We start from the raw sequence: 25,989 nt of genomic DNA, 5'->3' as shown, positions 1-25,989 counted from the left end.
TCAGGTTCCGCTGGACAGTGATCGCCGGAGGGCGCCGCGCATGACCTTGCCGGTGGCGGTCATGGGCAGCGCGTGGGCGAAGTGGACCTCCCTCGGGTAGAGATGGGCGGCCAGCCGATCCCGCACATGCGCCTGGATGGCCGCCGCCAGGGCCGGGCCGGGCACCGCCCCCGCCGCCGGCACGATCACGGCCGTGACCCGCTCGGTCCGCAGCGCGTCCGGGAGCCCGACCACAGCGGCCATGGCGACGGCGGGATGGCGGAGCAGGCAGTCCTCCACCTCGGACGGGCCGATCCGATAGCCGGCGGAGGTGATCACGTCGTCGTCGCGCCCGAGGAAGGCGATGTTCCCATCCTCTTCACGGCGTCCCTGGTCGCCGGTCAGCAGCCAGTCGCCCTGAAACTTCGCCGCGGTCTCCGCCGGCTTGTTCCAGTAGCCCAGGAACATCACGGGGTCGGGCCGATGGACCGCGATGGCGCCAGCGACGCCGGCCGGGGCCTCCCGCCCGTCCGGCAGAAGGATCGACACCCTGTGTCCCGGCACGGCCCGCCCCATGCAGCCCGGTGGCGTGCGGAAGAGGCCGTGGCGCGACGAGACGACGAGGTTGCACTCGGTCTGGCCGTAGAACTCGTTGATCGTGACGCCGAAGGCGCCGCGGCCCCAGTCCAGAAGCTCGGCGCCGAGGCTTTCCCCACCGCTGCCGACGGAGCGCGGGCGCGCGCCGAACCGCGCGGGATCGGGCACGGCGCGCAGCATCTTCAGCGCGGTCGGCGGCAGGAAGGCGCGGGTGACGCCGTGTCCCGCCATCAGGCGGAAGCAGAACTCCGGATCGAACTTCGCCATCCGGTGGGCGAGCACCGGAACGCCGTGAAAAAGGCTCGGCAGCAGCACGTCGAACAGACCGCCGATCCAGGCCCAGTCGGCGGGTGTCCAGAACAGGTCGCCGGCGGCCGGGAAGCCCTCCTGCGGCGTCTCCACGCCGGGCAGGTGGCCGCGCAGAACGCGATGACCGTGCAGCGCGCCCTTGGGTGAGCCGGTGGTGCCGGAGGTGTAGATGATCACCGCCGGATCGTCGGGGCCGGTATAGGCAGGAGTGTGGTCGTCGCTGGCACGGCCCATCTCCGCGGCAAGGTTGAGCGCGCCGGAGCCGCCTCCGGCGGACAGGACCGCGCGCAGCGCCGGCAGGCGGTCGCGGATCTCCACCAACTTCGTCAGGCCGACGGGGTCCGTCACCAGTGCCACCGCTCCGCTGTCCCGCAGCCGGTACTCCAACGCGTCCGCTCCGAAGAGCTGGAAGAGCGGCACGGCGATCGCGCCCATGCGGTAGGCGGCGAGGTGGGCGATGGCCGCCTCGGGGCATTGGGGCAGCAGCACGGCCACCCGGTCGCCTCGGGACAGGCCGCGCGCCTCCAGCACGTTGGCGAGGCGTGCGCTGGCGGCGCGCAGCGCGTCGAAGGTCAGCGTCTCGGCCCCGCCATCCTCGCGCAGATGCAGGATCGCGGGACGCCCCGTACCGTCGGCCCAGCGGTCGCATGCGTCCCACGCGATGTTGCAGCGGGCGGGGATGTCCCATCGAAACGCGGCGCGGACCTCCGCCTCACTCACGCCCGGCGGAAGAACGGGAGTCATGGCGGGACCGGGCGGGTGTCATCCACGACGCGGCCGTCATTCGGCAGCGTGCCGGGCGGCACCAGCGCGACCTCCCCCCGAAGCCGGGTGACGTCATGCAGCGCCTCCGCGAGCCGGGCGCGGAGGCCGGCCTCCTCTGGCGCTTCCACCCTCAGTTCCATCCGGTCGCGCCCCTCGGCCTCCGACAGCACGAGGCGGGCGCGGCCCGTCATCTCGGCCCGGCGGGTGATCTCCGCCACCATCTCCGGGCGCACGAACATGCCACGCAGCTTCGCCGCCTGATCCGCCCGGCCCATCCAGCCGCGGATGCGCCCGTTCGTCCGGCCACAGGGGGACACCCCCGGGAGCATCGCGGAGAGGTCGCCGGTCGCGAAGCGGATCAGCGGATAGGCGGGGTTGAAGACGGTCACGACCACCTCGCCCACCTCGCCTGCCGGAACAGGATCGCCGGTGCCGGGGCGGACGATTTCGACGAGGACGTCCTCGTCCAGGATGAGGCCTTCCCGCGCCTCGGACTCGTAGGCGATGACGCCGCACTCGGCGGTGGCGTAGGATTGCAGGACCTTCAGCCCGCGATCGGCGTACCAGGCCCGCAGCGGCGGCAGATAGGCGCCGCCGGAGACGTGGCCGAACCGGATGGAGGAGAGGTCTAAGCCCAGCTCGTCGCCGCGCTCCAGGATCGTGCGCAGGAAGTCCGGCGTGCCGGAATAGGCGCGCGGGCGGAGATGCGCGGCAGCCCGGGCCTGCGCCTCGGTGTTGCCGGTACCGGCGGGAATGACGGGGCAGCCCAGCGCGCGGGCGCCGCCCTCCAGCATGAAGCCGGCCGGGGTGAAGTGATAGGCGAAGCAGTTCTGCAGGATGTCGCCGCGCCGCAGCCCCGTGGCGTGCAGCGCGCGGGCGAAGCGGAAGGGATCCACCCCCTCCCCCTGCGGCTCGTAGATGGGGCCGGGCGAAACATAGATACGCGCGAGTGCCCCGACCGGGACGCCGTTCAGGCCCGCGAAGGGAGGGTCGGCGGCCTGATCGGCGATCAGGTCGGACTTCCGCGTCAGCGGCAAGCGCGCGAGCGCCGCGCGAGACGTGATGTCCGCCGGGGTGACGCCCGCCAGCACCCGGGCCGTATGCGCGGAGCCGTTCGCCGCCGTTGCCATGAAGGCCGGCAGGCGCACCATCAGCGCCGCCTCCCGCGCCTCTGGATCCCGCGTCTCGAGTGCGTCGAAGTGGTCTGTCACAGCCAGCGCTTCCGGCGCTTGTAGGATTTCAGGTTCCGAAAGGATTTCCGCTCGGCCCCGTGGCCGCCGAGGTAGAATTCCTTCACGTCCTCATTCGCGGCCAGCGCCTCCGCGGTGCCGTCGAGCACCACCTTGCCGCCCTCCATGACGTAGCCGTAGCTGGCGACGGAGAGCGCCATCCGCGCATTCTGCTCCACGAGCAGGATCGTCACACCGAGCTCCGCGTTGATTCGGCGGATGATGCCGAAGACCTCCTTCACCAGCAGCGGCGAGAGGCCCATGGAGGGCTCATCCATCAGGATGAGCTTCGGTCGGGCCATGAGGGCGCGCCCGATCGCCAGCATCTGCTGCTCCCCACCGGAGAGATAGCCGGCGAGGCCCGTGCGCTCCTTCAGCCGGGGGAAGTAGGAATAGACCATGTCGATGTCGCGACGGACCTCGTTGTCGCGCCGCGTGAAGGCACCGAGGCGGAGGTTCTCGAGGCAGGTCATGTCGGCGACGATCCGTCGCCCCTCCATGACCTGGAAGATACCGCGCCGCACGATCTCGTGCGCCTCGATGCCGTCGATGCGCTCCCCTCCGAAGCGGATCTCGCCGCGCGTGACCTCGCCCTCCTCGGTGCGGAGAAGGCCGGAGATGGCCTTCAGGGTCGTCGACTTCCCGGCCCCGTTGGCGCCCAGGAGGGCGACGATCTGCCCTCGCGGCACCGCCAGGGAGAGACCGCGCAGCACGAGGATCACGTCGGAGTAGACGACCTCGATGTTCGACACCTCCAGCAAGGGGGCTGCCGCGGCGGCGCCCCCCTGCCCCTCCGGCTGCGCGGTGTCCAGCATCACCAGCCCAGCAGCTCGCGCTTGCGCTCGAGCTCGACCGTGGTGACGGGCTCCAACCTCATCGTGCCGTTGGCCATCAGGTCCTGCACCGAACCCTGGGAGGTGTCGCCGCTCACGACAGCGCGGTAGATGGCCACGCGCATCGTGCCGCGATGGTCCTCGTTGGTGAAGTTGGACGGGACGCAGACGCCCTGGAAGCTGTTGGGCACCCAGTCGCGGCGTGCGTAGAAGCCCTGTTGGATGCGCTCCCCGGTGACCTGGCCGCCATTCGCCGCGGCGGTCTCCATGGCCTCTACCATCAGCATCGCGGCGCAGGCGCCGGCGAGGTAGTGCACGGGGCGGTAAGCGTTGCCGGCGGGATCGGACACCCGGGAGATGGCCCGGATGGTCTCCATCCCCGGCGCCTGCTGACCCCAGACGACGCCGGTGCGGACGGGGAAGACCACGCCGTTCGCCGCGGTACCCGCAGCCTTCATGGCATTCTCGTCCATGCCCCAGACATTGCCCATGAACTGCACCTGCACCCCCGCCGTCTGGCAGGCGCGCAGGACGGAGATGTTCGACCCCGCCGTGTTGCCGAGATAGGCGTAGTTCGCCCCCTGCTGCCGCAGTGTCAGGCACTGGGCCGTGTAGTCACCCGGGGTCAGGGCGAAGGTGATGGCCGGCAGCACGTCGAAGCCGAGCTCCCGTGCCATCGCCTCGCCGGCCTCCTTCGGCGAGTTCGGGTAGGGGTGATTGCCGCCCATGTGGACGTATTTCGGGCGCCCCTGCCCGCCCCGCTGGCGCCAGTCCTGCGCCGCCCATTGCAGCATCCCCCGCAGCGCGTCCGAGTACGAAGGGCCGTAGAAGAAGTTGTAGGGGGCGGCCTCCACGCCCTGGCGGCCGGACCGGCCGCCCGCATCCGTCAGCGCGGCGGAGTAGGAGCCGGAGATGAAGGGGATACGGTCACGGTTCACGAAGCGGACCAGCGCCTCGGTGTCGGCCGTGCCCCAGCCCTGGATGGCGACCACCCGCTCCCGCCCCGTCCAGGCCTGGTACTGGGACACGGCGCGGGGCGCCTGATAGCCGTAGTCAAAGCCCGAGACATTCAGGCGCCGCCCACCCACCCCGCCGCGGTTCGCGTTCACCCAGGCGAGCGTGTCCGCCACGCCCTGCCCGTAGGGCACGCCGACGTCCGAAGTGGCGCCGGAATTGTCCATCAGGTGCCCGATGGGGATCGGCTGCTGCGCCAGGGCCGGGGCTGCGAGGGCCACAGTGGCGGCGATGGCAAGGGCAAGCCTCATTCTTGGTTCCTCCGTTCGGCCGCGCTTCGGCGCGGTCCTGTCAATGCGAGTAGGGATACAGCTTCCAATACGCCCGGATGAGCCGCCAGCGCCGCGCCAGGCCGTCCGGCTCGAAGATGAGGAAGAGGATGATCGCGGCGCCGATCGCCATCTCCCGTAAGAAGGAGATGTTGCCGCCGATCTTCAGCGCCCGGTCGACGGCCCCGCCCGCCAAGAGGTCAGCCATTGACTGCACCGCCTCGGGAAGGGCGACCATGAAGGCCGCGCCCATCAGGCTGCCCATGATCGAGCCGAGGCCGCCGATGATGACCATGCCCAGGAACTGGATGGAGAAGAGGATGTTGAATGCCTCCACGCTCACGAAGAGGAGGTGGTGGGCGTAGAGAGCCCCGCCAATGCCCGCGTAGAAGGAGGCGATGCCGAAGGACAGGGTGCGGTAGTAGGCGAGGTTGATCCCCATGATCTCCGCGGAGAGATAGTGGTCCCGCACCGCCACCAGGGCCCGCCCATCCCGCGTGCGCATGAGGTTGGCAGCCGCGACGAACATCACCACGACGAACGCCAGCACGAGATAGAAGTACGTCTCTTCACGGTCGAGACGCAGGCCAGCGATCTGGGGCGCCTCCGTGATGCGACCCGCGACGCCACCGGTGAACCAGCGGGCCCGGGCGAAGAAGTCTTCCAGGATGAATTGGGCGGCAAGCGTCGCGATGGCGAGGTACAGACCCTTCAACCGGGCCGCCGGGGCGCCGAAGACCAGCCCGACCACCGCCGTCATCACCCCGGCGATCGGGATGCAGAGCAGGACCGGGATGCCGAAGGTCTCGTGCAGCCAAGCGGACGCAAAAGCACCGAAGCCGAAGAACGCCGCGTGGCCGATGCTAATCTGCCCCGTGAAGCCAACCAGGATGTTGAGCCCCAGCGCCGCGATGCCGAGGGTGCCGATGTTGATCAGCAGGCCGAGGAGATAGCGGTCCAGCACCAGGGGCGCGCAGCACAGCACGGCGAGGCCAAGCCAGAGCGCGAGCCGGCTGTTGCGCGTGGGAAAGATGGTGTTGTCCGCGCGGTAGGAGGTCCGGAAGTCGCCGGCCGGGGTCATCGCCACCATCGGCTACACCCGCTCGATGTTCTTCGTGCCGAACAGGCCGTAGGGCTTGATCAGCAAGATGATGAGGAGGGCATAGAACGGGGCCACCTGGTACATGTTGCCCCAGTTCAGCCACTGGCTGTCCACGTACTGCGCGACGTTCTCGAGCACGCCGACGATGAGCCCGCCCAGCACCGCGCCGAGAATGGAATCCAGCCCGCCGAGGATGACCGCCGGGAAGACCTTGATCCCGTAGAAGGACAGCGCCGAGGACACTCCGTTCACCATCCCCACGGTAACCCCCGCCACCGCCGACACCACGGCCGAGATCGCCCAGGACATGGCGAACACCCGCGGCACCGACACACCGAGCGACTGCGCGACCTGCTGGTCGAAGGCCGTGGCCCGCATCGCCAGCCCGTGCTTGGAGGAGCGGAAGAACCAGCCGAAGCCGGCCATGATCCCGACGGAAATCACGAGGGAGAGAAGGTAGACCGGCTGGACCTCCAGCCCGAGCACCGACACGCGCTCGGCCGAGAAGACCGGCGGGAATGGCTTCGCGAACACGCCGAAGATCCACTTCATCAGGGCCTGGAAGAAGATGCCGAGCCCGATCGTGGCCATGATCACGGAGATCACCGGCTCCCCGATCAGGGGCCTGAGCACGACGACCTGCAGGATCATCCCGAACAGCGTCATGAAGACGAGGGTGAAGAGGAAGCCGACAACGAAGGGAAGCTGCCAGTCTGTCAGGAACCACCAGCAGACCCAGGCGCCGACGAGGAGGAATTCGCCCTGGGCGAAATTCACGACCTGCGACGCCTTATAGATGAGGACGAAGGACATCGCGACGACGCCGTAAAGCGCGCCGACGATCAGCCCGTTGAGGACGAGCTGGAAGAGGAGCGTGCCGTCCATCAGGCGGCCTCCTTCGCCGGCGCGGCGGACGAGACGGCCAGGGTGGTGCGGATGCGCTGCCGCGTGCCGTCCTGGAAGGTAATGGTGGTGTCCACCGGGATCGCCTCCTCGCCGGCGTAGATGGCCTCGATGATGGCGCCGTACTTCTCGTTGATGACGCCGCGTCGGACCTTGCGGGTGCGGGTCAGTTCCTCGTCGTCCGCGTCCAGCTCCTTGTAGAGCAGCACGAAGTCGCGGATGCGTTGCGGCGGCGGGAGGGTGGCGTTCACCTTCTCCACCTCGGCCCGAAGCAGTGCGAGGACTTGCGGGCGCGCCGACAGATCGGTGTAGGTGGTGAACGCGATCCGGTTCCGCTCCGCCCATTTCGATACGATCGGGAAGCGGATGCAGATCAGCGCCGCCAGGTGCGGCCGCCCGTCCCCCAGCACCACCGCCTCGGCGACGTAGGGGGAGAACTTCAGCTTGTTCTCGATGTATTGCGGAGAGAAGCGCTCCCCGCGCGAGGTCGTCGCGATGTCTTTGATGCGGTCGATGACCACGAGGTGCCCCGCCTTATCGAAGTAGCCGGCGTCCCCGGTATGCAGCCAGCCATCCCGCAGGTCGGAGTTTCCCTCGATCCCGTGATAGCCGCTGAACATGTTGCCGTGGCGGGTGACGATCTCGCCGACTCCGTTCGCGTCGGGCTCGTGGATGCGCAGCTCTACCCCCTCGAAGGCCGTGCCCACCGTGTCGAAGTTCACGTCCCCCGGCCGGTGGAGGGTATAGGCACCCAGCAGTTCGGTCTGGCCGTAGAGCTGGCGCAGCGGAACGCCCATGGCTTGGAAGAAGCGGAAGGTGTCCGGCCCCAAAGCCGCGCCGCCGGTCGCCGCGGAGGTCAGGCGCGTGAATCCCAACCGGTCCCGCAACGCCCGGAACAGGATGAGGTCCGCGAGACGGGACCGCCGGCCCTTCTCCTGCGCCGCCAGCCCGAGCCGCATCCCGAGATCGAAGGCGCGGCGCTTCAGCGGGGAGGCGTCCATCACCCGCGCCCGCACCTCCGCAGCCAGGCCCTCCCAGACCCGCGGCGCGAAGAGTACGAAGCTCGGCCCGATCTCGCGGAAGTCGGCCATCATCGTCTCCGGCTCCTCGACGAAGGAGACCCGCATCCGCGAGACCAGCCCGAAGCCGAGGGCGTAGATCTGCTCCATGATCCAGGGCAGCGGAAGGACCGACACGTATTCGTCGTCCGGGCCCTTGGGATCGGCGGCCACGTAGCTCTCCACGTGCCGGATCAGAGCGCGCCCGGACAGCATGGCCAGCTTCGGCCGCGCCGTGGTGCCGGATGTGGTGCAGAGGATCGCGACCCGCTCCCCGTCCGTCGCGTCCACCAGCCGGTCCCAGGCGGTTGGGTCCGCGGCGTGCACCGCCTCCCCCGAAGCGATCAACTCCGCCATCGGCAGCAGGCGGGGATCCGAATATTTCCGCATCCCTCGCGGATCGGAATAGACGATGCGCCGAAGGCCCGGGACGGAGTCCGCGATGCCGAGCAGCTTGTCCACCTGCTCCTCATCCTCGGCGATCGCGACCGTCGCGCCGGCATGGGACAGGAGGTAGGCAACCTCGTCTTCCAGTGCGTCCCGGTAGACCCCGAGCGAACGCGCGCCGACCCCGTGGGCCGCGATCTCCCCCATCACCCAGTCCGGCCGGTTGTCGCCGATCAGCGCGACCACGTCCTCCGCGCCGAAGCCCATTCCGTGCAGACCGAGCGCCATGGCCCGGGTCCGCGCCTCGTAGTCTCCCCAGGAGAAGGACCGCCAGATTCCGAACGACTTCACGCGGAGCGCGATGTCCTGGCCGTGTGTGTGCGCGTTGCGGCGCAGCAGCCGCGGCAGGGTGACCTCTGGCGCCGTCACGCGGCGACCTCCGCCGGGATCTCGTCCTCCTCGCCCAGATAGGCGCGGCGGACCTCCGGATGCGCCATCACCTCCTCCGGCCGCCCTTCCGTCAGCTTGCGACCGAAGTCCAGCACCATGACGCGGTGCGAGATGTCCATCACCACGCCCATGTCGTGCTCGATCATCAGGACGGTCATGCCCCACTCCTCGTTGAGGTCGAGGATGGTGCGGGCCATGTCCTCCTTCTCCTCGAGGTTCATGCCCGCCATCGGTTCGTCCAGCAGGATCAGCTTCGGCCGCAGCGCGATGGCCCGCGCCAGCTCCACCCGCTTGCGCAGCCCGTAGGGCAGCGTGCCGGCTGGCGCCTTGCGGACGTGCTGGATTTCCAGGAAGTCGATGATCTCCTCGACCTCCCGGCGATGCGCCAGCTCCTCCCGCTGGGCGCCGCCGAACCAGTAGGCCATGCCGGAGAGGAAGCCCGAGCGGAGGAGGTGGTGGCGCCCCACCATGATGTTGTCCAGCACCGTCATGTGGCCGAACAGCGCCAGGTTCTGGAAGGTGCGGCCGATGCCGACCGCGGCCCGGCGGTTGGGCCGCAGCCGGGTAATGTCCTGCCCGTCGAACAGGATGCGGCCCTCGGTCGGGCGATATCGGCCGGAGACGCAGTTCACCATCGAGGTCTTGCCGGCGCCGTTCGGGCCGATGATCGAGAAGACTTCTCCGGGACGGACGGAGAAGGACACGTCCGTCAGGGCGCGCACGCCTCCGAAGCGCAGCGACACGCCCTCCGCCTGCAGGATCGGTCCCTCCGGACCGCTGGCCGCCGCCACCTCGAACGCCCCCTGAACGTCTTTTCTTGGACGCGACCATGCCGGTTGTCCCGGCCCGGCGGCAAGGGGCATGCGGCCGGGCGCTACCCCCCGCGCATCCGCATCGCGAGCGCAGGGTCGTCCGTCGCGATCGCATCCACGCCCAGCGACATCATTCGGGCGATCGCGGGCGCATGGTTCGCGCCCCAGACGCCGACCCGTAGCCCCGCCCCGCGCAAGCCGTCCAGAACGTCCCGCGTCATGCCGCTCTCATGCGTCTCGACCATCCCCACGCCATAGGCCTGGGAGGTCGCGAGCACACCGGGCAGGCCGAGCTGGTGCAGCGCCTTCGCATCGAAGAGCCAGGCCACGTGGTCGAGTCCGCCCGCGGCCTCCGCCTCGGCCGCCAGCCGCGCCTCGAAGACGATGATGCCCGCTCGCTCCCGCATGCCGGCCGAATCGAGCTCGGCCAGGACCTTGTCCAGCGCGCCCGGATAGGCGCGGCCCTGGGCGTCGTCCTTGATCTCCACCTGCAGCAGCGCCTCCGAGGGCGCGACGAGTTCGAGCAGCTCACGGAGCCGTGGCACGCCTTCCCCGCCGGCGCCGCGCACGGGGGTGGCGGCGAGCTCCTCCGCCGTCCGATCCGCGACGGGGCCACGGCCCGCGGTGGTCCGGTCCAGGGTGGCGTCGTGGATCACGACCAGTTCACCATCCAGCGAGAGATGCACGTCGCACTCCAGCACCTCCGCCCCCAGCTCGATGCTGTTTTGAAAGGCGAGCAAGCTGTTCTCCGGCCAGAGAAAGCTGCCGCCGCGGTGGCTGATGATCTGAACCATCCCGTTCTCCTGCTTTAACGTTGCCGTGTCGCAACACGCCGCGGATACAACCTTTCGTTGCTGGCCCACCCGCCGCGTAACCCTTAGGACGAGTGGACCACCCCATCGGACCCGTCGAGATGCCCCTCTGCCTCGTCGTCCACGATCTCGCCCAGCCTGGTGCCGAGGTACTGGAGGCGGCCGTCTGGGAATTGAGCGAGAGCCACTGGATGGTGGGGACGAGCATGGCCGTCGCGACAGGCGTGTCCCCGGAATACCTGGCGGACCATCTCCGCCGCGCCCTTCGCCGTGCCGGACTGGACGGGATGCTCCTCGCGGTCGGGTTGACGGGCGACATGGCGCTCGATGGCTTGCCCGGCGAAGGACGGCGCTGGATGCAGGAACAAGCCCAACCCCAGAACTAGGCGCGGCTCAGGGCAGCCGGGCCAGCCGCTCGCCGAGCAGCGCGAAAAAGCCGTCGGCGTCCAGCGTCTCCGCCACGGCGGCATTCGGGTCCGCGGAGGTCCGGCCCCAGCGGTCCACATGGGTGCGCCCACGCCCGGGCCCGCTGCCACCCTCCACCAAGACGGCGGCGGGGCGGGTGCTGAAAAGCGCCGGGGCCACAAGCCAGGCGATCGCGCAGGGATCGTGCAGCGGGTGACCCGCCCCGCCCAGCCTGCGGGAGGGCGGCGTCGTGGCCAGGATGTCGCAGGCCGCGCGGAGGCAGGCACCGCCGCCGCGCGCCCGGATGGCCGAGATCCGCTCGGGCGTGACGAGCGCCTGGGCCGTCAACTCGAGGGTCACGAGGGTCACCGGTACCCCGGCCATGAGCAGGACGGACAGCGCCTCGGGATCGCTCGCGGCATTGAACTCGGCGGCCGGGGTCCAATTCCCCTCTCCCCAAGCGCCGGTCATCAGCACGATCTCTCGAACGCGCGATGCCAGGGCGGGCTCCGTCGCGAGCGCCAAGGCGAGGTTCGTGGCGGGCGCGATGCCGATCAGGGTGAGCTCTTCCGGCCCGGCCCCGCGCAGCGCGGTCCGGATGGCGTCAGCCGCGAGGCCCGGCGCGGGGGGGCGCCCCCGCGGCAGCGGGACGCCCGCCAGACCGTCGGCGGCGTGGACGCGGACATCTCCGGTGAAGCGCCCCATCAGCGGCCGGTCGGCCCCGGGCACAACCGGCACCTCGCTGCCAGCCAGGGACAAGATCGCCGAGGCGTTCGCCAAGGTTCGATCCAGCCCGGCATTGCCCCCGGAGACGGTCACGAGCTGGAGGTCGAGCTCCGGCGAACCGAGCGCCAGCCAAAGGGCGATCGCGTCGTCCGTGCCGGGATCGCAGTCGATGAGGATGGGCCGGCTCACGCGCCGAGTTCCGCCTCGACGATGCCGCAGAGAAAGGCGGCGCCGGTCGTCAGGGCCGCATCGTTGAAGTCGAAATGCGGGTTGTGGTGGAAGCCCTCGGGATGGCCGGGCTCGCCGGTGCCGAGCCAGGCATAGGCCCCCGGCCGGGCTTCCAGCATGCAGGCGAAGTCCTCCCCGGCGGTGATCGGTGGGTGATCGTCCCGGGCGGCGCCCGCCCCGACCGTCGCCAGCGCCGCGCGGTGCATCACCGCGGCCTGGGCGGCGTGGTTTACGGTTGGCGGCAGCCGCCGCGTGTAGAGCGGCACGGCCTCGACCCCGTGGGTCCCGGCCACGCCGCGCGCGAGACCGGCGAACCGCGCTTCCAGCAGGTCCCGGACCTCCGGTGTCAGGGCACGGGCAGTGCCGCGGACAAGAACCTCCGCCGGGATGACGTTCGGCGCCTCCGGGTGCCCCGCCGCGATGTGGCCGACCGAGAGCACCCCCGTGGCCATGGGGTCCATCTCCCGGGCGATGATGGAATGCAGGGCGGCGATGAACTGCGCCGCGGCGAGGGTGGCGTCGGTGCCGAGATGCGGCTTCGCCCCGTGCGTGCCCCGGCCCCGGAAGCGGACCTCCCAGGTGTCGGAACTCGCCAGCACCGGCCCCTTCGGCACCGCCACATGGCCGAGCGGCAGGCCGGGGAGGTTGTGCAGGCCGTACACCGCGTCGACGGGGAAGCGGTCGAACAGCCCGTCGGACAGCATGGCCTGGGCACCGCCCCGCGATTCCTCCGCGGGCTGGAAGATCAGATGAACGGTCCCGGCGAAGCGCTCGCGGTTCGCGGCCAGCCACTTCGCCGCGCCCAGCAGCATCGCGGTGTGCCCATCATGCCCGCAGGCGTGCATTCTGCCGGGAGAACGGCTGGACCAGGGCGCGCCGGTCGCCTCCTCCATGGCCAGGGCATCCATGTCGGCCCGCAGCCCGATGGCCCGGTTCCCGCCCGCTCCTCCACCCGTGCCGCGGAGCGTGCCCACCACCCCGGTCCGGGCGATCCCCTCTTCGACCGCGATGCCGGCGGCCCGCAGCTCCGACGCTACCAGGGCGGCGGTCCGGGTCTCCTCGAAGCCGAGCTCGGGATGGGCGTGCAGGTCGCGGCGCCACGCCGTCATCGTCTCCGCGAGCGGGCGAAGGGCCTCCTCGGTCGGCATGGATCGTACAGGCTCCGTTGAGGCGGGCGGGCGACCATGCCAGTTTGCCCCGACCCTCGCCAAGCCAGCCGCCGGAGCTCCGACCGCATGCGCCTCCGCGCCGCCCTTCTCGCCGCCGCCCTGATCCTTCCGAGCGCGTCCGGCGCGCAGGAGGTGCTCCGCGTGGGGGTGGAGGCCGGACCGACGAGCCTCGATCCGCATTACGCCAGCCTCATCACGAACATCGCCTTCGCCCGGCACGTGTTCCAGCCGCTGGTCGAGCAGGACCACCGGCAGGCCCTGCGTCCCGCCATCGCGAGCGCCTGGCGGGTGGTGGACGACACGACCTGGGAGTTCACCCTGGACCCCCGCGCGCGCTTCCATGACGGCGCGCCGGTCACGGCAGAGGACGTGGCCTTCACCATCGCCCGGGCGGGGAACGTGCCGAACTCGCCCTCCTCCTTCGGCTATGCCACCCGCGTGGTGACGGCGGTGGAGGATGCCGGCGGGGGCGTCATCCGCGTGAGAACGAACGCGCCCACGCCGTTGCTCGCCAACAATCTGGCGCTGGTGATGATCGTCTCGAAGCGCCACGGAGAGGGTGCGGCCACCACAGACTATAATGCGGGCCGCGCGATGATTGGCACCGGGCCCTGGCGCCACGTCTCATGGCAGCCCGGCAGTCCCTTTGTCATAGAGCGGAACCCCGCCTTCCACGGCACCGCCCCGGTCTTCGCGCGCGCGGAGTTCCGGCCGATCCCAGCTGCCGCCTCCCGCGTCGCGGCCCTGAATGCGGGCGACGTGGACCTGATCGAGATCGTCCCGCCCGAGCAGTTCGAGCGGTTTCGGACAGACTCCCGATTCACCACGGCAGAGAGCCCGTCCAACCGGCTGATCTTCCTCACTCTCGACAGCGATCGCGAGAACAGCCCACACGTCCATGCCCGGGGCGGCGGACCGATCGCGAACCCGCTGCGCGACGCCCGGGTCAGGCGGGCCCTGTCCCTGGCCATCAACCGGCAGGCGCTGGTGGAGCGGGTCCTGCGCGGCCAGGGCCTGCCGGCGGGCGACCTGGGACCGCCCGGCTACTTTGGCACCTCCCCCGACCTGACGGCGCCCGTCCAAGACGTAGAGGGCGCGCGGCGCCTGCTGGCCGAGGCCGGCTTTCCCAACGGCTTCGCGGTGCAGGTGAACGGACCCAACGACCGCTTCGTCAACGATGAGCAGATCGTCCAGGCCATCGCCCAGATGTGGACCCGCCTCGGCATGACCGCGACGGTGGAGACGAAGCCCCGCGGCCCCTGGCTGAGCGAGGCGGCGCAGCTTCGATACAGCGTCAACCTCGCGGGCTTCTCGCCCAACCCGGAGGTGGTAGGAATGTTGGAAACTCAGGTGCATAGCTGGAATACCTCACTGGGCCTGGGAACAGCGAACCGCGGCCGTTTCGCGAACCCGGAGATCGATGCCCTGATCCAGCGCGCCCGGCAGACGATGGATGACGGGGAGCGTTCCCGCCTCACTCAGGAGGCGACCCGCCGAGCGATCCGGGACGAAACGGCTCTCATCCCGCTCTATTTCCAGGTGAACACCTGGGCGATACGCCGCGGACTGACCTATGAGCCGCGCACCGATGAAATGACCCTCGCCCACTCCGCAGGACGTGCCCGATGAATGACTTCGCTTTCGGCGTGGACGCCGCCCGCCCCGCCGCCATCCGAGCCGCCCAGGGCAGGGAACCCTTCGACCTCCTGCTGACCGGCGGCACCGTCGTGGACCTTGCCACCTGCGAGCTGCGGCCGGCCGATGTGGGCATCGTCGGCGGCCTGATCGCGTCGGTCCATCCGCCGGGGTCCCGGTCGGACGCGGTCGAGACGCATGACGTGAGCGGCATGTTCCTGACCGCCGGATTCATCGACAGCCACCTGCACTTCGAATCCTCCTTCATGGCCCCGGTGGACTACGCCACCGCCGTGGTCCCCCACGGCACCCTCACCACCGTCTGGGACCCGCACGAGCTGGCGAATGTCCTCGGCGTGCCGGGGGTACGCTGGGCCGTGGACCAATCCCGGAACCTGCCCCTGCGGGTGCTGGTCGCCGCGCCGTCCTGCGTCCCCTCCGCCCCAGGACTGGAGCTGGCCGGGGCCGACATCGGGCCAGCCGAGATGGCGGAGATGCTCTCCTGGCCGGAGGTCTCGGGCGTCGCGGAGGTGATGGACATGGCCGGCGTCCTGAACGCCCGGCCGGAGATGGCGGGCATCGTCGAGGCCGGGCTGGAGTCGGGCAAGAACGTCAACGGCCACGCCCGGGACCTGATCGGGCCGACCCTCCAGGCCTATGCCGCCTCCGGGGTCACCTCGGATCACGAGATCATGGGGGCGGAGGACTTCCTTCAGAAGCTGCGCGCCGGCCTGACGGTGGAGCTGCGCGGCAGCCACGACCCCGTGCTGCCGGAGGTGGTCGAGGCCCTCAACTCGCTGCCGATGCTGCCGGCGAACCTCGTCCTGTGCACCGACGACATCTTCCCGGACGAGCTCATGGAGAAGGGCGGGCTGCGGGACGTGATGGCCCGGCTGATCGCCCGCGGGCTGGACCCGATCCACGCCCTGCGGATCGCGAGCTTCCACGGGGCGATGCGGCTGAAGCGGGACGACATCGGCCTCGTGGCCCCCGGGCGCCGTGCGGAGATCGCGGTTCTCTCGGACCTTCGCACCGTGACCGTCGCGCGGGTCTATGCCGGCGGACGACTCGTCGCGAAGGACGGCGCCATGGTGGAGGAACTGCCCCGCGAGCTGCGGGCCGACGCCCTCCGCGACACGGTGAAGATCCCGCCCCAGCCGGTCGAGGCCTTCGCCCTGAAGGTTCACGGGGTCGGGGACGGAACGGCCCGCCTGCCGGTGGTCGGCGGCGTGCGGGTGGTCGCCTGGCGGGAGGCGACGGTGACCGTGCGCGCCGGCGTCGCCGAGGTGCCGCCCGGCCATGTGCTGATCGCCGTCCTGCACCGCCACGGCCGGCGGGATCCGACTCCGATGGTCTGCCTCGCCGATGGTTGGGATGAGCCCCGCGGCGCGATCGCCACGACGATCAGCCACGACAATCACAATCTTTTGGTCATCGGGCGGGACCCCGCGGATATGGCGGCCGCCGCCAACGCGCTGATCGCCTGTGGCGGCGGAATGTCCGTGGCGTCGCGCGGGCAGGTCACCGGGGTGCTGCCCCTGCCGATTGCCGGGCTGCTCGCGGAGACGCCCCCCGCCGAGACCGCGGCCGCCTTCGCGAAACTGCGGGCTGCCGCGGACGCGGTGATGGACTGGAAGCTGCCGCACCGCGTCTTCCGCTCCGTCACGGGCGTGTCCCTGGCCTGCAACCCCGGCCCTCACCCGACCGACCTCGGGATTTCGGATGGCGGGACGGGCGCCCTGGTGGACCCGGCCGAGCCGCTCGCCGCCTGACCGTGTCACGGCGTGGCTTCTGCGCCATGCCGCGGCACGACCGTTTGAGAGGCGATTGCGTCAGCATCTTTAACACGCGAAAGTCCGGCCGCCCGGCGTCAGCCCGAACGGCGCCACGATCGCGATCCCTGGAGTTCTCCGAGCATGCAATCCGCTCTCGCCGGCCTCTCGCTCCTTGTCCTGGGTGACAGCCACTGGGCCGCGCCGCAGTACCTCGCCCACACGCTGCAGGATCAGCTCATCCAGCGGGGCGCCCGCGTGGTGTCCTTCGCGGCCTGCGGCGCGCCGGCAAGCATCTGGCTCTCGGCCCGCGTCGCCTCCTGCGGCACGGCGCAGCGCGTCCAGAACGGCCAGCTGGAGCAGGTGCGCGGCGCCAACGCCCGCACGACCCCGCTGGATGAGCTGGTCCGCCAGTACCGCCCGAACATGATCGTGGTCAGCATGGGCGACACCATGGCCGGCTACGTCCAGCGCACCTTCCCCCGCGATAACATCCGGGACGAGGTGCAGGCGCTGACCGACCGCATCAAGTCGCTCAACCTGCCCTGCATCTGGATCGGGCCGAGCTGGGGCACGGAGGGCGGTCCCTTCCTGAAGACCTTCGACCGAGTCCGGGAGATGAGCGCCTACCTCGCGACGATCGTCACGCCCTGCACCTATGTGGACAGCACGCGCCTGTCGCAGCCGGGTCAGTGGGCCACCTTCGACGGCCAGCACTACACGGTGGATGGCTACCGGGCCTACGGCCAGGCCCTGGCGCAGACAATCGCCGCCATGCCGGAGGTGCAGGCCGCGGCCCGCGCCGGGCAGGCGGCCGGCGGCGCGGCCCCGGCGGCGCCGGCCCAGGGTGGCGCCCGCCCCGCGGCGCCCGCCGCCCCGGCACCGGCCCAGCGCCGCTAAGAAAGCTTCGGTCTGAACGGACGGCGCGGCGGCCCTGGGGAGGGCCGGCCGCGCCGCTCACGCAACAGGGGGTCGGGATGACGGGGGTTCGGGGGATGGACGATGGCGCGGAGGCGCGCGCCCTCCCATGATCTTTGCCTCCTTCGAGTTTCTCTGCCTCTTCCTGCCGCTCTTCTTCGCGGTCTACTTCCTGACGCCGTTCCGCTATCGGAACTGGCCGATCCTCGTCCTGTCCTGGGCGTTCTACGCCTGGTGGCGGGTCGACTTCCTGCTTCTGCTCGTCTTCTGCACGGTCTTCACCTTCTACGTGGTCAAGTACATGGACCATGTGGGGCCGAAGACCCGGCTGGGGACCTGGCTGCTGGTCCTCGGGCTGGCCGGCAACCTCGGCGTGCTCGCCTATTTCAAATACGCGAACTTCGGCGTCGGTGTGTTCAACGACGTCCGGGCCGCGGCCGGCCTCCCGCCCCTCGCCTGGACGGAGATCATCCTGCCGATCGGGCTATCCTTCTACGTGCTCCAGTCCGTCTCCTATCTGACGGACGTGTGGCGCGGCACGGTGCCGATCACCCGCAAGCTGCTGGACTACGCCACCTATAAGGCCATTTTCTCCCAACTGATCGCCGGTCCGATCGTCCGCTACGCCGAGATCAAGGACGACCTCGTCTCCCGCACCCATACGCTCGCGCAGTTCGGGCTCGGGGCGCGGCGCTTCATGATCGGCTTCTGCATGAAGGTGCTCCTGGCCGACACGGTGGCCCTGGTGGCGGACGCGGCCTTCGCCCTGCCGAACCCGACTTTCGCGGACGCCTGGACCGGGGCCATCGCCTACACGCTCCAGCTCTTTTTCGACTTCGCCGGCTATTCCGCGATGGGCATCGGCCTGGCGCTGATGATCGGCTTCCACTTCCCCGAGAACTTCAACCACCCCTACCTGTCGGGCTCGATTCAGGAGTTCTGGCAGCGCTGGCACATGACGCTGTCGCGCTTCCTGCGGGACTATCTCTACATCTCTCTCGGCGGGAACCGGGGCGGGGCGTTCCGCACCTACCTGAATCTACTGCTGACGATGGTGATCGGCGGATTCTGGCACGGGGCCAACTGGACCTTCATCATCTGGGGCTTCTGGCACGGCGGACTTCTGGCGGCGCACCGGGCTTGGCGCGGCGTCGGCAACGGCCCGATGCCCTGGATCGTAGGCAACGTCCTCACGATGCTCGCGGCCGTGATCGGATGGGTCGTGTTCCGCGCGCACGACGTCCACAACGCCTTCACCATGTATGGCGGGATGATCGGGCTGAACGGCTTCGGGCTGACCGACGCCCTCGCCTGGCAAGTCACGGCGGACCAATGGTGGACGATGGTGATCGCGATCATCGTCGTCTACCTGCCGCTGCTCGGCACCCGTCTGCCCTTCTTCCGCCGGCCCGAGGAGATGGACCCCCTCTCCCGCGCGCTGTGGGTGATCGGACCGCTCGCCGGCTTCCTCCTCTGCGTCGTGCTGCTCTACAGCCGCGCGGCCGTCCCCTTCCTCTACTTCCAGTTCTGAGGTCGCGATGCCCGCTCCCGCCGCGCCCCCCTCCACCTGGAAGGGCCTTCACCGCGCCGCCGCTTTCCAGGGCGCGGCGACCGCCGTCCTGCTGCTCGTCGGCGCGTATCAGGGCGTGATGGCGATCGCCAGCGCCCCGGCGCAGCAGCGGCTCCGGCCGACGCTCAACCTGTCCTCCTTCCTCGCCGGCCGGACGACGGCGGCGGTGAACTACGTCATGGCGCACCAGCTTCCGGCCGACCCGCTACTCCGGGCCTCGGGCGGTGTGTTCCGCTATGCGCTCTTCGGGTCCGGCGGTCCGCAGGTGCGGATCGGCTGCGACGAGACGATGTTCCTGACCGAGGAGTTGCGCCCCTGGCCCAACGCGGACGTCGCAATGGCAGAGAGGGCGGAGGGCGTCCGCCGCGTGCAGGCGGCCCTCGCCGCGCGGAACATCGCGCTCGCGGTCGCGGTGGTGCCCGACAAGGCGCGGGTGGCGGCCGACAAGCTCTGCGGCGTCCCGCACTCCGCCCAAGCGGCCGCGCGCTACGACGCCTTCCTGGCGGCGCTGCGAGCACGCGGTATCGAGCCGATCGCGCTTCTGCCCGCGCTCTCGGCGCAGCAGCGCCAGCCCGGTGGCGCCTTTTACCGGACCGACACGCACTGGAACCAGGCAGGCGCCCGCGCCGCGGCGCAGGCCATCGCGCAGGCCGTCCAGAACCGGGACCTCACGCGCGGTGAGGAATTCCGCACGACCGCCGCGGCGGAGGAGACGGACGGCCCGGGCGACCTGCTGCGCATCACGAGCCTGGACCACGTGCCCAATGCGGTCCGGCCCGATCCCGATCGGGAGCGGAAGGAGACGACGGCCGCGCCGGAGGGCGGCGATTCCGGCGGCGGCAGCCTGCTGGACGAGACGCCCTCGCCAGAGGTCGCCCTGATCGGCTCCTCCTACTCCGTGAATGCGAACTTCCACGGCGCGCTTCAGGAGGCGCTGCGGAGCACGGTGTTCAACGGCGCGACGGCCGGCGGCGGGTTCGCCGGCGCGGCCGCGACCTACTTCTCCGGGGAGACCTACCGGGAATCTCCTCCCCGCCTGATCATCTGGGAGATCCCGGAACGCGTCGTGCCGCAGCCGCTGACCGAGGCCGAGCGCGCCTTCATCGCCCGTTGGTGAGAGCGCCGGACTGACGGGGCCGGTGCCCCGTCAGTTCCCCAGCAGTCGACGGATCGTCGGTTCCAGCCCCGCGCCGAGCATCGCGTAACCCACCATGGTCAGGTGCAGCCGGTCATAGGCGATCTGGTCGGACAACCGCCCCTGCCCGTCCACCAGATAGGCGCCGGGGTCGGTGTAAAAGACGTTACGGTCATCGGCGCAGCGAGCGATCATCGCGTTCACCCGCTGGTTGGCCTGACGCGCGGGGTCGGACGCGTCCATCCCGCGCGGCAGCAGGCCGACAATCAGGACCCGCGTGGTCGGCGACCGCTGCCGGATCGTGCGCACGACCTCCGCCACGCCAAGGGCCGTGTCCTCCGGCCGCTGGGCATGGAGGGAATTGTTCGTGCCGATCAGGAGCACGGCCAGACGCGGGCGCAGCGACGCCGGCCAGTGACCGCCCTGCTGCAACCGCCAGAGCAGCCCCTGGGTGAAGTCGCCGGTCACGCCGAGGTTGATGGCGCTTCGATGACCATAATACTGGTCGTAGATGAGCGGGAACCATCCCTGCGTCAGGGAGTCGCCGAGGAAGGCGACCTGTACGCGGGACAGGTCGCCCGCCGTCAGGCGAGACACCTCGGCGACCCGGGCCCGCCAGTGAGGCTCCTCCAGATACTCCGGCGTGGCCTCCCGCGGCATGGGATTGCGGGGCGGGATGGCCGGACAGGCGGCCAACTGGGCCGCAGCGGGGCCGGCCATCGCCAGTCCGGCCGAAACCAGCACCCCGCCCAGCGCGGCCCGAAAGACGCCCGCCCGCATCAGCGCGTGATGGTATCGCGGACGAGGAAGGCCGTCGGCTGGCCCTGCGGCGCCATGAGCCACACGCTGTACAGACCGCCCGCCTGGAGCCGCCCGAGGTCAAGGTTCGCCGCGCGCTGGTTGCCGCAGCTCGGCCGGACCACGGCGGCGGCCGGGGCGACGCTGCGGGTCCGGCCCTGCATCGGCCCGACGCCCGAGAAGACCGACTGCCCTGAAGGGTCGAGGGCGAGCGCACCCCCGTCGCAGCCCGCCACGGCATTGTAGAAGGTCAGGCGGGCGCGGGTCTGGTTGTACTCCTGCTGGTCCTCCACGGAGGTGGCGACGAGTTCGTTGCCGCGGCGCTGGAGGATGACGGTGTTCAGCCCGCCGCCCTTCACCGTGGTCTGGACCTCCGTGGTGGTGCCGCCGATCGTCACCTGGAACTTCACCGGCCGGTTCGCGACGTCCTCTGCCACGTAGTAGGGGCTGACGCGCTCCGCCCCGTTGCCGCCGAGGGTCACGGGGTCGCGGAAGTCGGGACGGATGGTTGCTCCCTCCGGCAGCGCGTTCGCGATGCGGATGAAGGCGAAGCCTTCCGGCAGGCGCTGCTCGTAGAGCATCGGCTGAGCGGAGGCGGGTCCGGCCACCCCGCCGAGCAGGAGCGCTGCCCCGAGCATCGCGGCCCGCAGCGGGTGGGCCAGCCGGGCGGCAGCGCCGGGGGTGGGCCGACCGGCCGGGCGAGCGAAGGGGACAGTCGTCATCGAGGACTCCTTGGAACGGGGGGCCATGACGGCACGGCCGGGCCGGCCGAGGCAAGGCCCGGGACCCGGTTTCACGAGGCGTCACGCAGCCGTCACCATCACGGTGGCGGGACCCGGCCCGGGCCGGCATCGAGTGCTTCCGCGCTTCGGTCATCCGGCCGCCTGGGTTAATATCCCCCTTGAAAATCTCGGAGCCGAACATGAGCGAGACCTCTCCCGTGGCCGGCGCCGGCCGCAAGCCGCGCATCGGCGTGCTCGGCCCGGCGGGCAACATCACCGGCCGCGACGACGTGGAGAGCTACTGGGCCCGCGACCCGGCGAAGTCCGTCCAGTCCTTCACGAATATTGGGGATTCCTTCGTCTTCGACAGCTCGCTCAAAATCCTGGAGCACGCGGAGGTCGTCACCGTCTCGCCGTCCACCGGCAGGGGCGCGGAGGAGCGGCTCGAGAAATACCGGACGCTGGACTACATCTTCCTGCGCGGGTCGAACTACATCAATCCGAACGGCAACTGGGATGCGACGAACGCCCTCCTGGAGAAGATCCACGTGCCGGTCCACGCCTTCGGCGTCGGCGTGCAGACGCCGGAAAACGCCGAGCGGCACATGAACGACAGCACGGAGCGGCTGTTCCAGATTATCGCGGAGCGATCCAAGAGCCTCGCGATCCGCGGCGAGCTCTCGGCGGAAGCGCTGGAGAAGGTCGGCATCAAGAGCCACCGGATCATCGGCTGCCCGACCGTGTTCCGCCACCGCAAGCGCCGGATCTCCCTCCCCCGCACGGAGGCGAAGGACATCCGCCGGCTGGGCTTCACCCTTCGGCGCAAGACCTATGGCAGCGCGACGCTGCAGCGCTACCTCATTCGCACGCTGGACGAGCGCTTCGACATGGATCTGCTCTGCGCCGGGGAGCTGGAGGAGAAGGCCTATTATTACGCCCGCAAGGGCGTGCTCCCGGACAACGAGGCCGCCCGTGCCGGGGCCGTCGCGTCGTTGGTGGAGGACCGCTGGCTCGCGACGCCGGGGGACCGCCTGCTGGACGTCTACGACCGCACGCTTCGGGTCTTCGAGAGCGTGGCGGGCTTCGAGGGGGCGGTGCGTTCGCTCGACGCGGTGACCGGCTTCCGCCTGCACGGAAACCTCATCGCGCTCGCGAACGGCGTGCCGGCGCTCTACGTCGTCTACGACACGCGCACCCGGGAGTTCGTGAAGACTCTCGGTATTCCCTCGGTTGAGTCGAAGACGATGGACAAGTTCTCCTTCGAGGCGGCCTGGAACGAGGCGAAGTGGGACCGCTTTGAGGCCGCCTACAGCAGGCGTTTCACCGAATTGGAGTCTTTCCTGACCGAGAACAACCTGCCGCACCGGCTGGAAGCGAGGCCGGCGAAGATCGTGGCGACGCAGGACGCGGCCTGAACACCGGGCAAGACCTCCAGATCGCCTGATCCGTTGAGGTAGACGGGCGGTGTCTCACACCAGCCGTCGCGGGAGCGGCGGGCCGGAACCGGCCCGCCGTGCGCGTCAGGCCGCCTCTGAGAGGTCCGGCATTTCCTCCCGCGGAAGGTCGTAGATCGCCCGCAGCCCATCCAGGAAGGCGTCGCGGTCGATCACGTCCCGCACCGTGCCGGCCAGTCCGGCATGCACCTCTGGCTCCGACGCCCGCAGGAGGACGCGGGCGAGGTCGGGCGCGGAGCCCGCCCGGAAATGCAGGCCGTCCACCCCCGCCTGCACCTTCTCTGCCATGCCGCCGATGCCCGAGACGATGAGCGGCGTGCCCACGCGCCGCGCCTCCTGGATCACCACCGGGGAGTTCTCCCACCAGATGGACGGGAGGACGACCCAGCCCGCGGATTCCATCAGGTCGAGCACGTCCGTGGCGTCGTAGCGGCCGCCGAAGGTCAGCCGGTCGCCGCACGCGGCGACCGCGCTCGCGAGGCCGGGGAAGAAGCGCAGCGTCTCCTCGGCCGTCGCCCCGTGGACCGTCATCGCGAGAGTGGGGTCATCGCGGAGCGCCATCGCGAAGCCGGTGACCAGGATATCGAGCCCCTTGAACTCCGTCGGCTGCCCGAAGAAGGCGAATTCTCGGGACATGTGGGACGGCGGCGGCCAGGCGCGGCGCGGACGGGAGAGGAAGTCGTCCCCGAGATAGTTCTCGAGTACGGTGCCGCGCGAGGGGTCCAGGCCCCAGGCGGCGTAGCGCCCGGCGATGAAGTCGCTCGGGTAGATCAGGCGATCGAGGCGCCGCAGCCCGGTCAACATCAGCGCCTTGCGCAGCCGCATCCGCTCCAGCGTCTGGTCCGGGAAGCATTGCAGGCAGCGCTGCGCCGTCTCCTTGCGGCAGAGCTCTCGGGAGCGGGTGCGGATCATCTGGCCGTGGTGGGAGCAGATCGCCAGCATCTCGTGCAGCGTCCCGACCATGATCGCGTCCGGCCGCATGTCCGCCAACTCCGCGATCAGGTCCAACCCGACGCGCCAGTAGTGGTGGAAATGGTAGACCTGCGAACCGAAACCGGCGAGGAGCTCCACCAGCGCCCGGCGCTCCTCGGCGCTGCGCCACCAGAGCCGGTCCTCCTCCATGCCGCCGACGGCGTAGAGGAATTCCGCCTCTCCGTAGCGGGCGATGGGCTGCTCGCGGTCGGCCGGCGCCTGGCCGCCCGGCAGATCGACCGCCGAGACGAAGCGGGCCGGCCAGCCCTCCGCCGAGAGGGTGAGGAACTGCCGATAGGCCGCGATCTCCCCGCCGCCCTTCGAGAAGTCGGGATGCGCGTGCGAGACGATGCAGACCGAAGGCCCAGTGCCGGTCATGCGCGGCCCTCCGCGGCCGGCATGGCTCTCTGCCAGATCTCCGTCAGATGCGCGGCGACGAGGCTGCCCACGGCATCTCCCCGCGAAGCGGGCGGCGCGTACCGCAGGGCGCCCTCTGGCTCGGGCTCGCGCTGGGCGCAGATCCTCCTGAGGGTGCGGGACAGGTCGCCTGTTCCGGCCATCGCATGCAACAGCGCGAGGTCGGACAGCCGACTCCCGTCCAGGCCCCAGCCGGTGCGGCTCTCCAAGTCCGCCTCGACTGCCGCGTTGGTCAGCGCGGCGGTGTCCAGGGGCACCACCCGTCCCTCGCCCGAGGCGGCGAGGAGGGCGGCCGTCGGGTGCGGCTGGACCGACACCTCCAGCCGCCGGCCCGCCAGCGCGGCGGCGGCGCGTGCCGCCGCCGCGCCGGAGAGGACGATCCGCCCGAAGCGCGCCTCCAGCGCGGGCGCCAGCAGCCCTAGCAGCCGCGCGGCGTAGACATCCTCCAGGTCGAACACGAGCGCCGTCGCGGGCCAGCCCGGCGGGTCCCCCCCGGCGGCGGCGATCCGCGCGATCGGCGCCCGAAGCGCGTCCATCCGGGCAGCCAGGACCGCCTCCATCCAGGTTCGGACGGCTGGCTGGTCGGACGCGGGAAGCTCCATCCCCGCGAGGGAGAGAATGTCCATCAGGGTGCTCGCCTCTCCTCCCGCTGCCTCGGCCCGCAGCCACTGGCCTCGTCCGTCGCGCCGGGTGCTCACGATGAGCTGCACCACCTCGCCGGGTGCCGGCTCGGGAATGTGGCCGTAGAGGGCGAAGCCCTGCCCGAAGCCGACGGTCCGGACATCGCGCATCGGCATCGCCCGCATCGGGCCGGCCTTGGGCGTCACCACGGCGAGCGCCTCGACGGTGACGCGGTCATCCGCCGCCGGCGCCGTAAAGGACCCCGCGATCGCTACCTCTCCCGTCGGCAGCACCACGGCGGCGGCGCGGCGGAACTCGCCCACCCAGTCACCTGCCCCAACGATGCTCGGCCAGCGGTCCAGCCAATCGGCGAAGAGGCCGAAGGGGCGGTCCCCCTTCAAGAGGGGGCTGAGGTCGGGCGCGAGGATGCTCTCCCGCAACAGGTCGAGATTCGCGGTCCAGTTGCGGATCGCGATGGCCCTGCCGACGGCGATGGGCTCCTTGGTCTCGGGATCCGCGGGCAAGTCCGAGGTGAACAGGTCGATGGACCAGGCCAGCGATCCGGCCCGTACCACGAGGTGGCGGCCCGGCGCGCCCTTCGGGTTCTCGTGAACGAGGTTGAAGCCGGTGACCACCGATCCCGGCGGTGCCTCCACGTCGTCCCGCAGGTGGACGCTCAGCAGCCGGAGCGGAAACGGCGTGCCCGGCGTGCCGTCCACCGTGATCTCGACGGAAGCGGTCGCCGGGTGCCGAACCCATCCGAAGACCGCCCCGACCTCTGGCGTCACATCGCCGGCGAAATCCAGTCCGATTTGAAAGCGCGGGTCCAGCTCGCGATACATCCACCACCCCGTCCGGCTGCGGGCGACGGCGCTCCCCGCCACCGCTTGCGCATGCGGGCGAAGGATAGCATGGAACGCGGGTCAGT

The 25,989-nt window shown here is 70.4% G+C and carries 22 protein-coding genes; 7 read left to right on the top strand and 15 right to left on the bottom strand.

The features are described 5' to 3' along the window. The 9 genes from ACP6CK_RS03750 to ACP6CK_RS03710 all read right to left on the bottom strand — a co-directional run bounded on the left by ACP6CK_RS03750 (position 1) and on the right by ACP6CK_RS03710 (position 10,501). Complete coding sequence (locus tag ACP6CK_RS03750) at positions 1-1,629, bottom strand: AMP-binding protein (protein WP_426957429.1); 1,629 nt, start codon at positions 1,627-1,629, stop codon at positions 1-3. Next, positions 1,626-2,861, bottom strand: coding sequence for a phenylacetate--CoA ligase family protein (locus ACP6CK_RS03745; RefSeq protein ID WP_426957428.1), 1,236 nt, complete (start codon positions 2,859-2,861; stop codon positions 1,626-1,628). The genes ACP6CK_RS03750 and ACP6CK_RS03745 overlap by 4 nt, the downstream gene beginning before the upstream one ends. Further along, entirely contained in the window at positions 2,858-3,694 is an 837-nt protein-coding gene (locus tag ACP6CK_RS03740) for an ABC transporter ATP-binding protein (protein ID WP_426957427.1), read from the bottom strand. The genes ACP6CK_RS03745 and ACP6CK_RS03740 overlap by 4 nt, the downstream gene beginning before the upstream one ends. Beyond that, entirely contained in the window at positions 3,694-4,977 is a 1,284-nt protein-coding gene (locus ACP6CK_RS03735; RefSeq protein ID WP_426957426.1) for an ABC transporter substrate-binding protein, read from the bottom strand. The genes ACP6CK_RS03740 and ACP6CK_RS03735 overlap by 1 nt, the downstream gene beginning before the upstream one ends. Positions 4,978-5,017: 40 nt before the next feature. Beyond that, positions 5,018-6,085: a branched-chain amino acid ABC transporter permease gene (locus tag ACP6CK_RS03730; RefSeq protein WP_426957425.1), complete on the bottom strand. Its 1,068-nt coding sequence runs from the start codon at positions 6,083-6,085 to the stop codon at positions 5,018-5,020. Positions 6,086-6,088: 3 nt separating this feature from the next. Beyond that, the gene (locus tag ACP6CK_RS03725; RefSeq protein ID WP_426957424.1) at positions 6,089-6,982 is read right to left on the bottom strand and encodes a branched-chain amino acid ABC transporter permease; all 894 of its coding nucleotides are present in this window, start codon (positions 6,980-6,982) and stop codon (positions 6,089-6,091) included. After that, positions 6,982-8,874 carry an AMP-binding protein gene (locus ACP6CK_RS03720; protein ID WP_426957423.1) on the bottom strand — a complete coding sequence of 631 codons (1,893 nt, stop codon included), beginning with the start codon at positions 8,872-8,874 and terminating at the stop codon, positions 6,982-6,984. The genes ACP6CK_RS03725 and ACP6CK_RS03720 overlap by 1 nt, the downstream gene beginning before the upstream one ends. Further along, entirely contained in the window at positions 8,871-9,686 is an 816-nt protein-coding gene (locus ACP6CK_RS03715; protein ID WP_426957422.1) for an ABC transporter ATP-binding protein, read from the bottom strand. Before ACP6CK_RS03715 ends, ACP6CK_RS03720 begins: the two co-directional genes overlap by 4 nt. Positions 9,687-9,769: 83 nt before the next feature. After that, positions 9,770-10,501: a glycerophosphodiester phosphodiesterase gene (locus ACP6CK_RS03710; protein ID WP_426957421.1), complete on the bottom strand. Its 732-nt coding sequence runs from the start codon at positions 10,499-10,501 to the stop codon at positions 9,770-9,772. Between the two features lie 119 nt (positions 10,502-10,620). Here ACP6CK_RS03710 and ACP6CK_RS03705 point away from each other — a divergent pair, with 119 nt between their 5' ends. Continuing rightward, a complete protein-coding gene (locus ACP6CK_RS03705; protein ID WP_426957420.1) occupies positions 10,621-10,905 on the top strand; it encodes a hypothetical protein in 285 nt (94 codons plus the stop codon). 7 nt (positions 10,906-10,912) lie between these two features. On the opposite strand, the gene ACP6CK_RS03700 is transcribed toward ACP6CK_RS03705, so the two are convergent. Both ACP6CK_RS03700 and ACP6CK_RS03695 read right to left on the bottom strand, forming a co-directional pair. Then, the gene (locus ACP6CK_RS03700) at positions 10,913-11,839 is read right to left on the bottom strand and encodes a nucleoside hydrolase (RefSeq protein ID WP_426957419.1); all 927 of its coding nucleotides are present in this window, start codon (positions 11,837-11,839) and stop codon (positions 10,913-10,915) included. Further along, a complete protein-coding gene (locus ACP6CK_RS03695) occupies positions 11,836-13,026 on the bottom strand; it encodes an amidohydrolase (RefSeq protein WP_426957418.1) in 1,191 nt (396 codons plus the stop codon). The genes ACP6CK_RS03700 and ACP6CK_RS03695 overlap by 4 nt, the downstream gene beginning before the upstream one ends. An 87-nt stretch (positions 13,027-13,113) precedes the next feature. Between ACP6CK_RS03695 and ACP6CK_RS03690 the strand changes: the two genes are divergently transcribed. The 5 genes from ACP6CK_RS03690 to ACP6CK_RS03670 all read left to right on the top strand — a co-directional run bounded on the left by ACP6CK_RS03690 (position 13,114) and on the right by ACP6CK_RS03670 (position 20,059). Further along, positions 13,114-14,676, top strand: a complete 1,563-nt coding sequence (locus ACP6CK_RS03690; protein WP_426957417.1) for an ABC transporter substrate-binding protein — start codon at positions 13,114-13,116, stop codon at positions 14,674-14,676. Then, a complete protein-coding gene (locus ACP6CK_RS03685) occupies positions 14,673-16,454 on the top strand; it encodes an adenine deaminase (RefSeq protein ID WP_426957416.1) in 1,782 nt (593 codons plus the stop codon). Before ACP6CK_RS03690 ends, ACP6CK_RS03685 begins: the two co-directional genes overlap by 4 nt. A gap of 144 nt (positions 16,455-16,598) precedes the next feature. Further along, the gene (locus ACP6CK_RS03680) at positions 16,599-17,354 is read left to right on the top strand and encodes an SGNH/GDSL hydrolase family protein (protein ID WP_426957415.1); all 756 of its coding nucleotides are present in this window, start codon (positions 16,599-16,601) and stop codon (positions 17,352-17,354) included. A 127-nt stretch (positions 17,355-17,481) separates the two neighbouring features. Further along, a complete protein-coding gene (locus tag ACP6CK_RS03675) occupies positions 17,482-18,903 on the top strand; it encodes an MBOAT family O-acyltransferase (protein ID WP_426957414.1) in 1,422 nt (473 codons plus the stop codon). A gap of 7 nt (positions 18,904-18,910) precedes the next feature. Next, entirely contained in the window at positions 18,911-20,059 is a 1,149-nt protein-coding gene (locus tag ACP6CK_RS03670) for an alginate O-acetyltransferase AlgX-related protein (RefSeq protein ID WP_426957413.1), read from the top strand. Between the two features lie 30 nt (positions 20,060-20,089). Here the strand turns inward: ACP6CK_RS03670 and ACP6CK_RS03665 are convergent, their stop codons facing one another. Further along, positions 20,090-20,857: a GDSL-type esterase/lipase family protein gene (locus ACP6CK_RS03665; protein WP_426957412.1), complete on the bottom strand. Its 768-nt coding sequence runs from the start codon at positions 20,855-20,857 to the stop codon at positions 20,090-20,092. Further along, complete coding sequence (locus tag ACP6CK_RS03660) at positions 20,857-21,597, bottom strand: ABC transporter permease (protein ID WP_426957411.1); 741 nt, start codon at positions 21,595-21,597, stop codon at positions 20,857-20,859. Before ACP6CK_RS03660 ends, ACP6CK_RS03665 begins: the two co-directional genes overlap by 1 nt. Positions 21,598-21,797: 200 nt before the next feature. Here ACP6CK_RS03660 and ACP6CK_RS03655 point away from each other — a divergent pair, with 200 nt between their 5' ends. Beyond that, entirely contained in the window at positions 21,798-23,012 is a 1,215-nt protein-coding gene (locus ACP6CK_RS03655) for a polysaccharide pyruvyl transferase family protein (protein ID WP_426957410.1), read from the top strand. A gap of 105 nt (positions 23,013-23,117) precedes the next feature. On the opposite strand, the gene ACP6CK_RS03650 is transcribed toward ACP6CK_RS03655, so the two are convergent. Together ACP6CK_RS03650 and ACP6CK_RS03645 are read right to left on the bottom strand one after the other, a co-directional pair. Continuing rightward, positions 23,118-24,401: a glycosyltransferase gene (locus ACP6CK_RS03650; protein ID WP_426957409.1), complete on the bottom strand. Its 1,284-nt coding sequence runs from the start codon at positions 24,399-24,401 to the stop codon at positions 23,118-23,120. After that, positions 24,398-25,945 (bottom strand): hypothetical protein, encoded by a 1,548-nt coding sequence (locus ACP6CK_RS03645; protein ID WP_426957408.1) that lies wholly within the window; start codon positions 25,943-25,945, stop codon positions 24,398-24,400. Before ACP6CK_RS03645 ends, ACP6CK_RS03650 begins: the two co-directional genes overlap by 4 nt. Between the last annotated feature and the right edge of the window lie 44 nt (positions 25,946-25,989).

This window comes from Muricoccus radiodurans (genome assembly GCF_050154705.1).
Taxonomy (GTDB): domain Bacteria; phylum Pseudomonadota; class Alphaproteobacteria; order Acetobacterales; family Acetobacteraceae; genus Roseomonas; species Roseomonas radiodurans.
The sequence above is the reverse complement of the archived record's forward strand: the minus strand, read 5'-3'. Positions and strand labels throughout refer to the sequence as shown.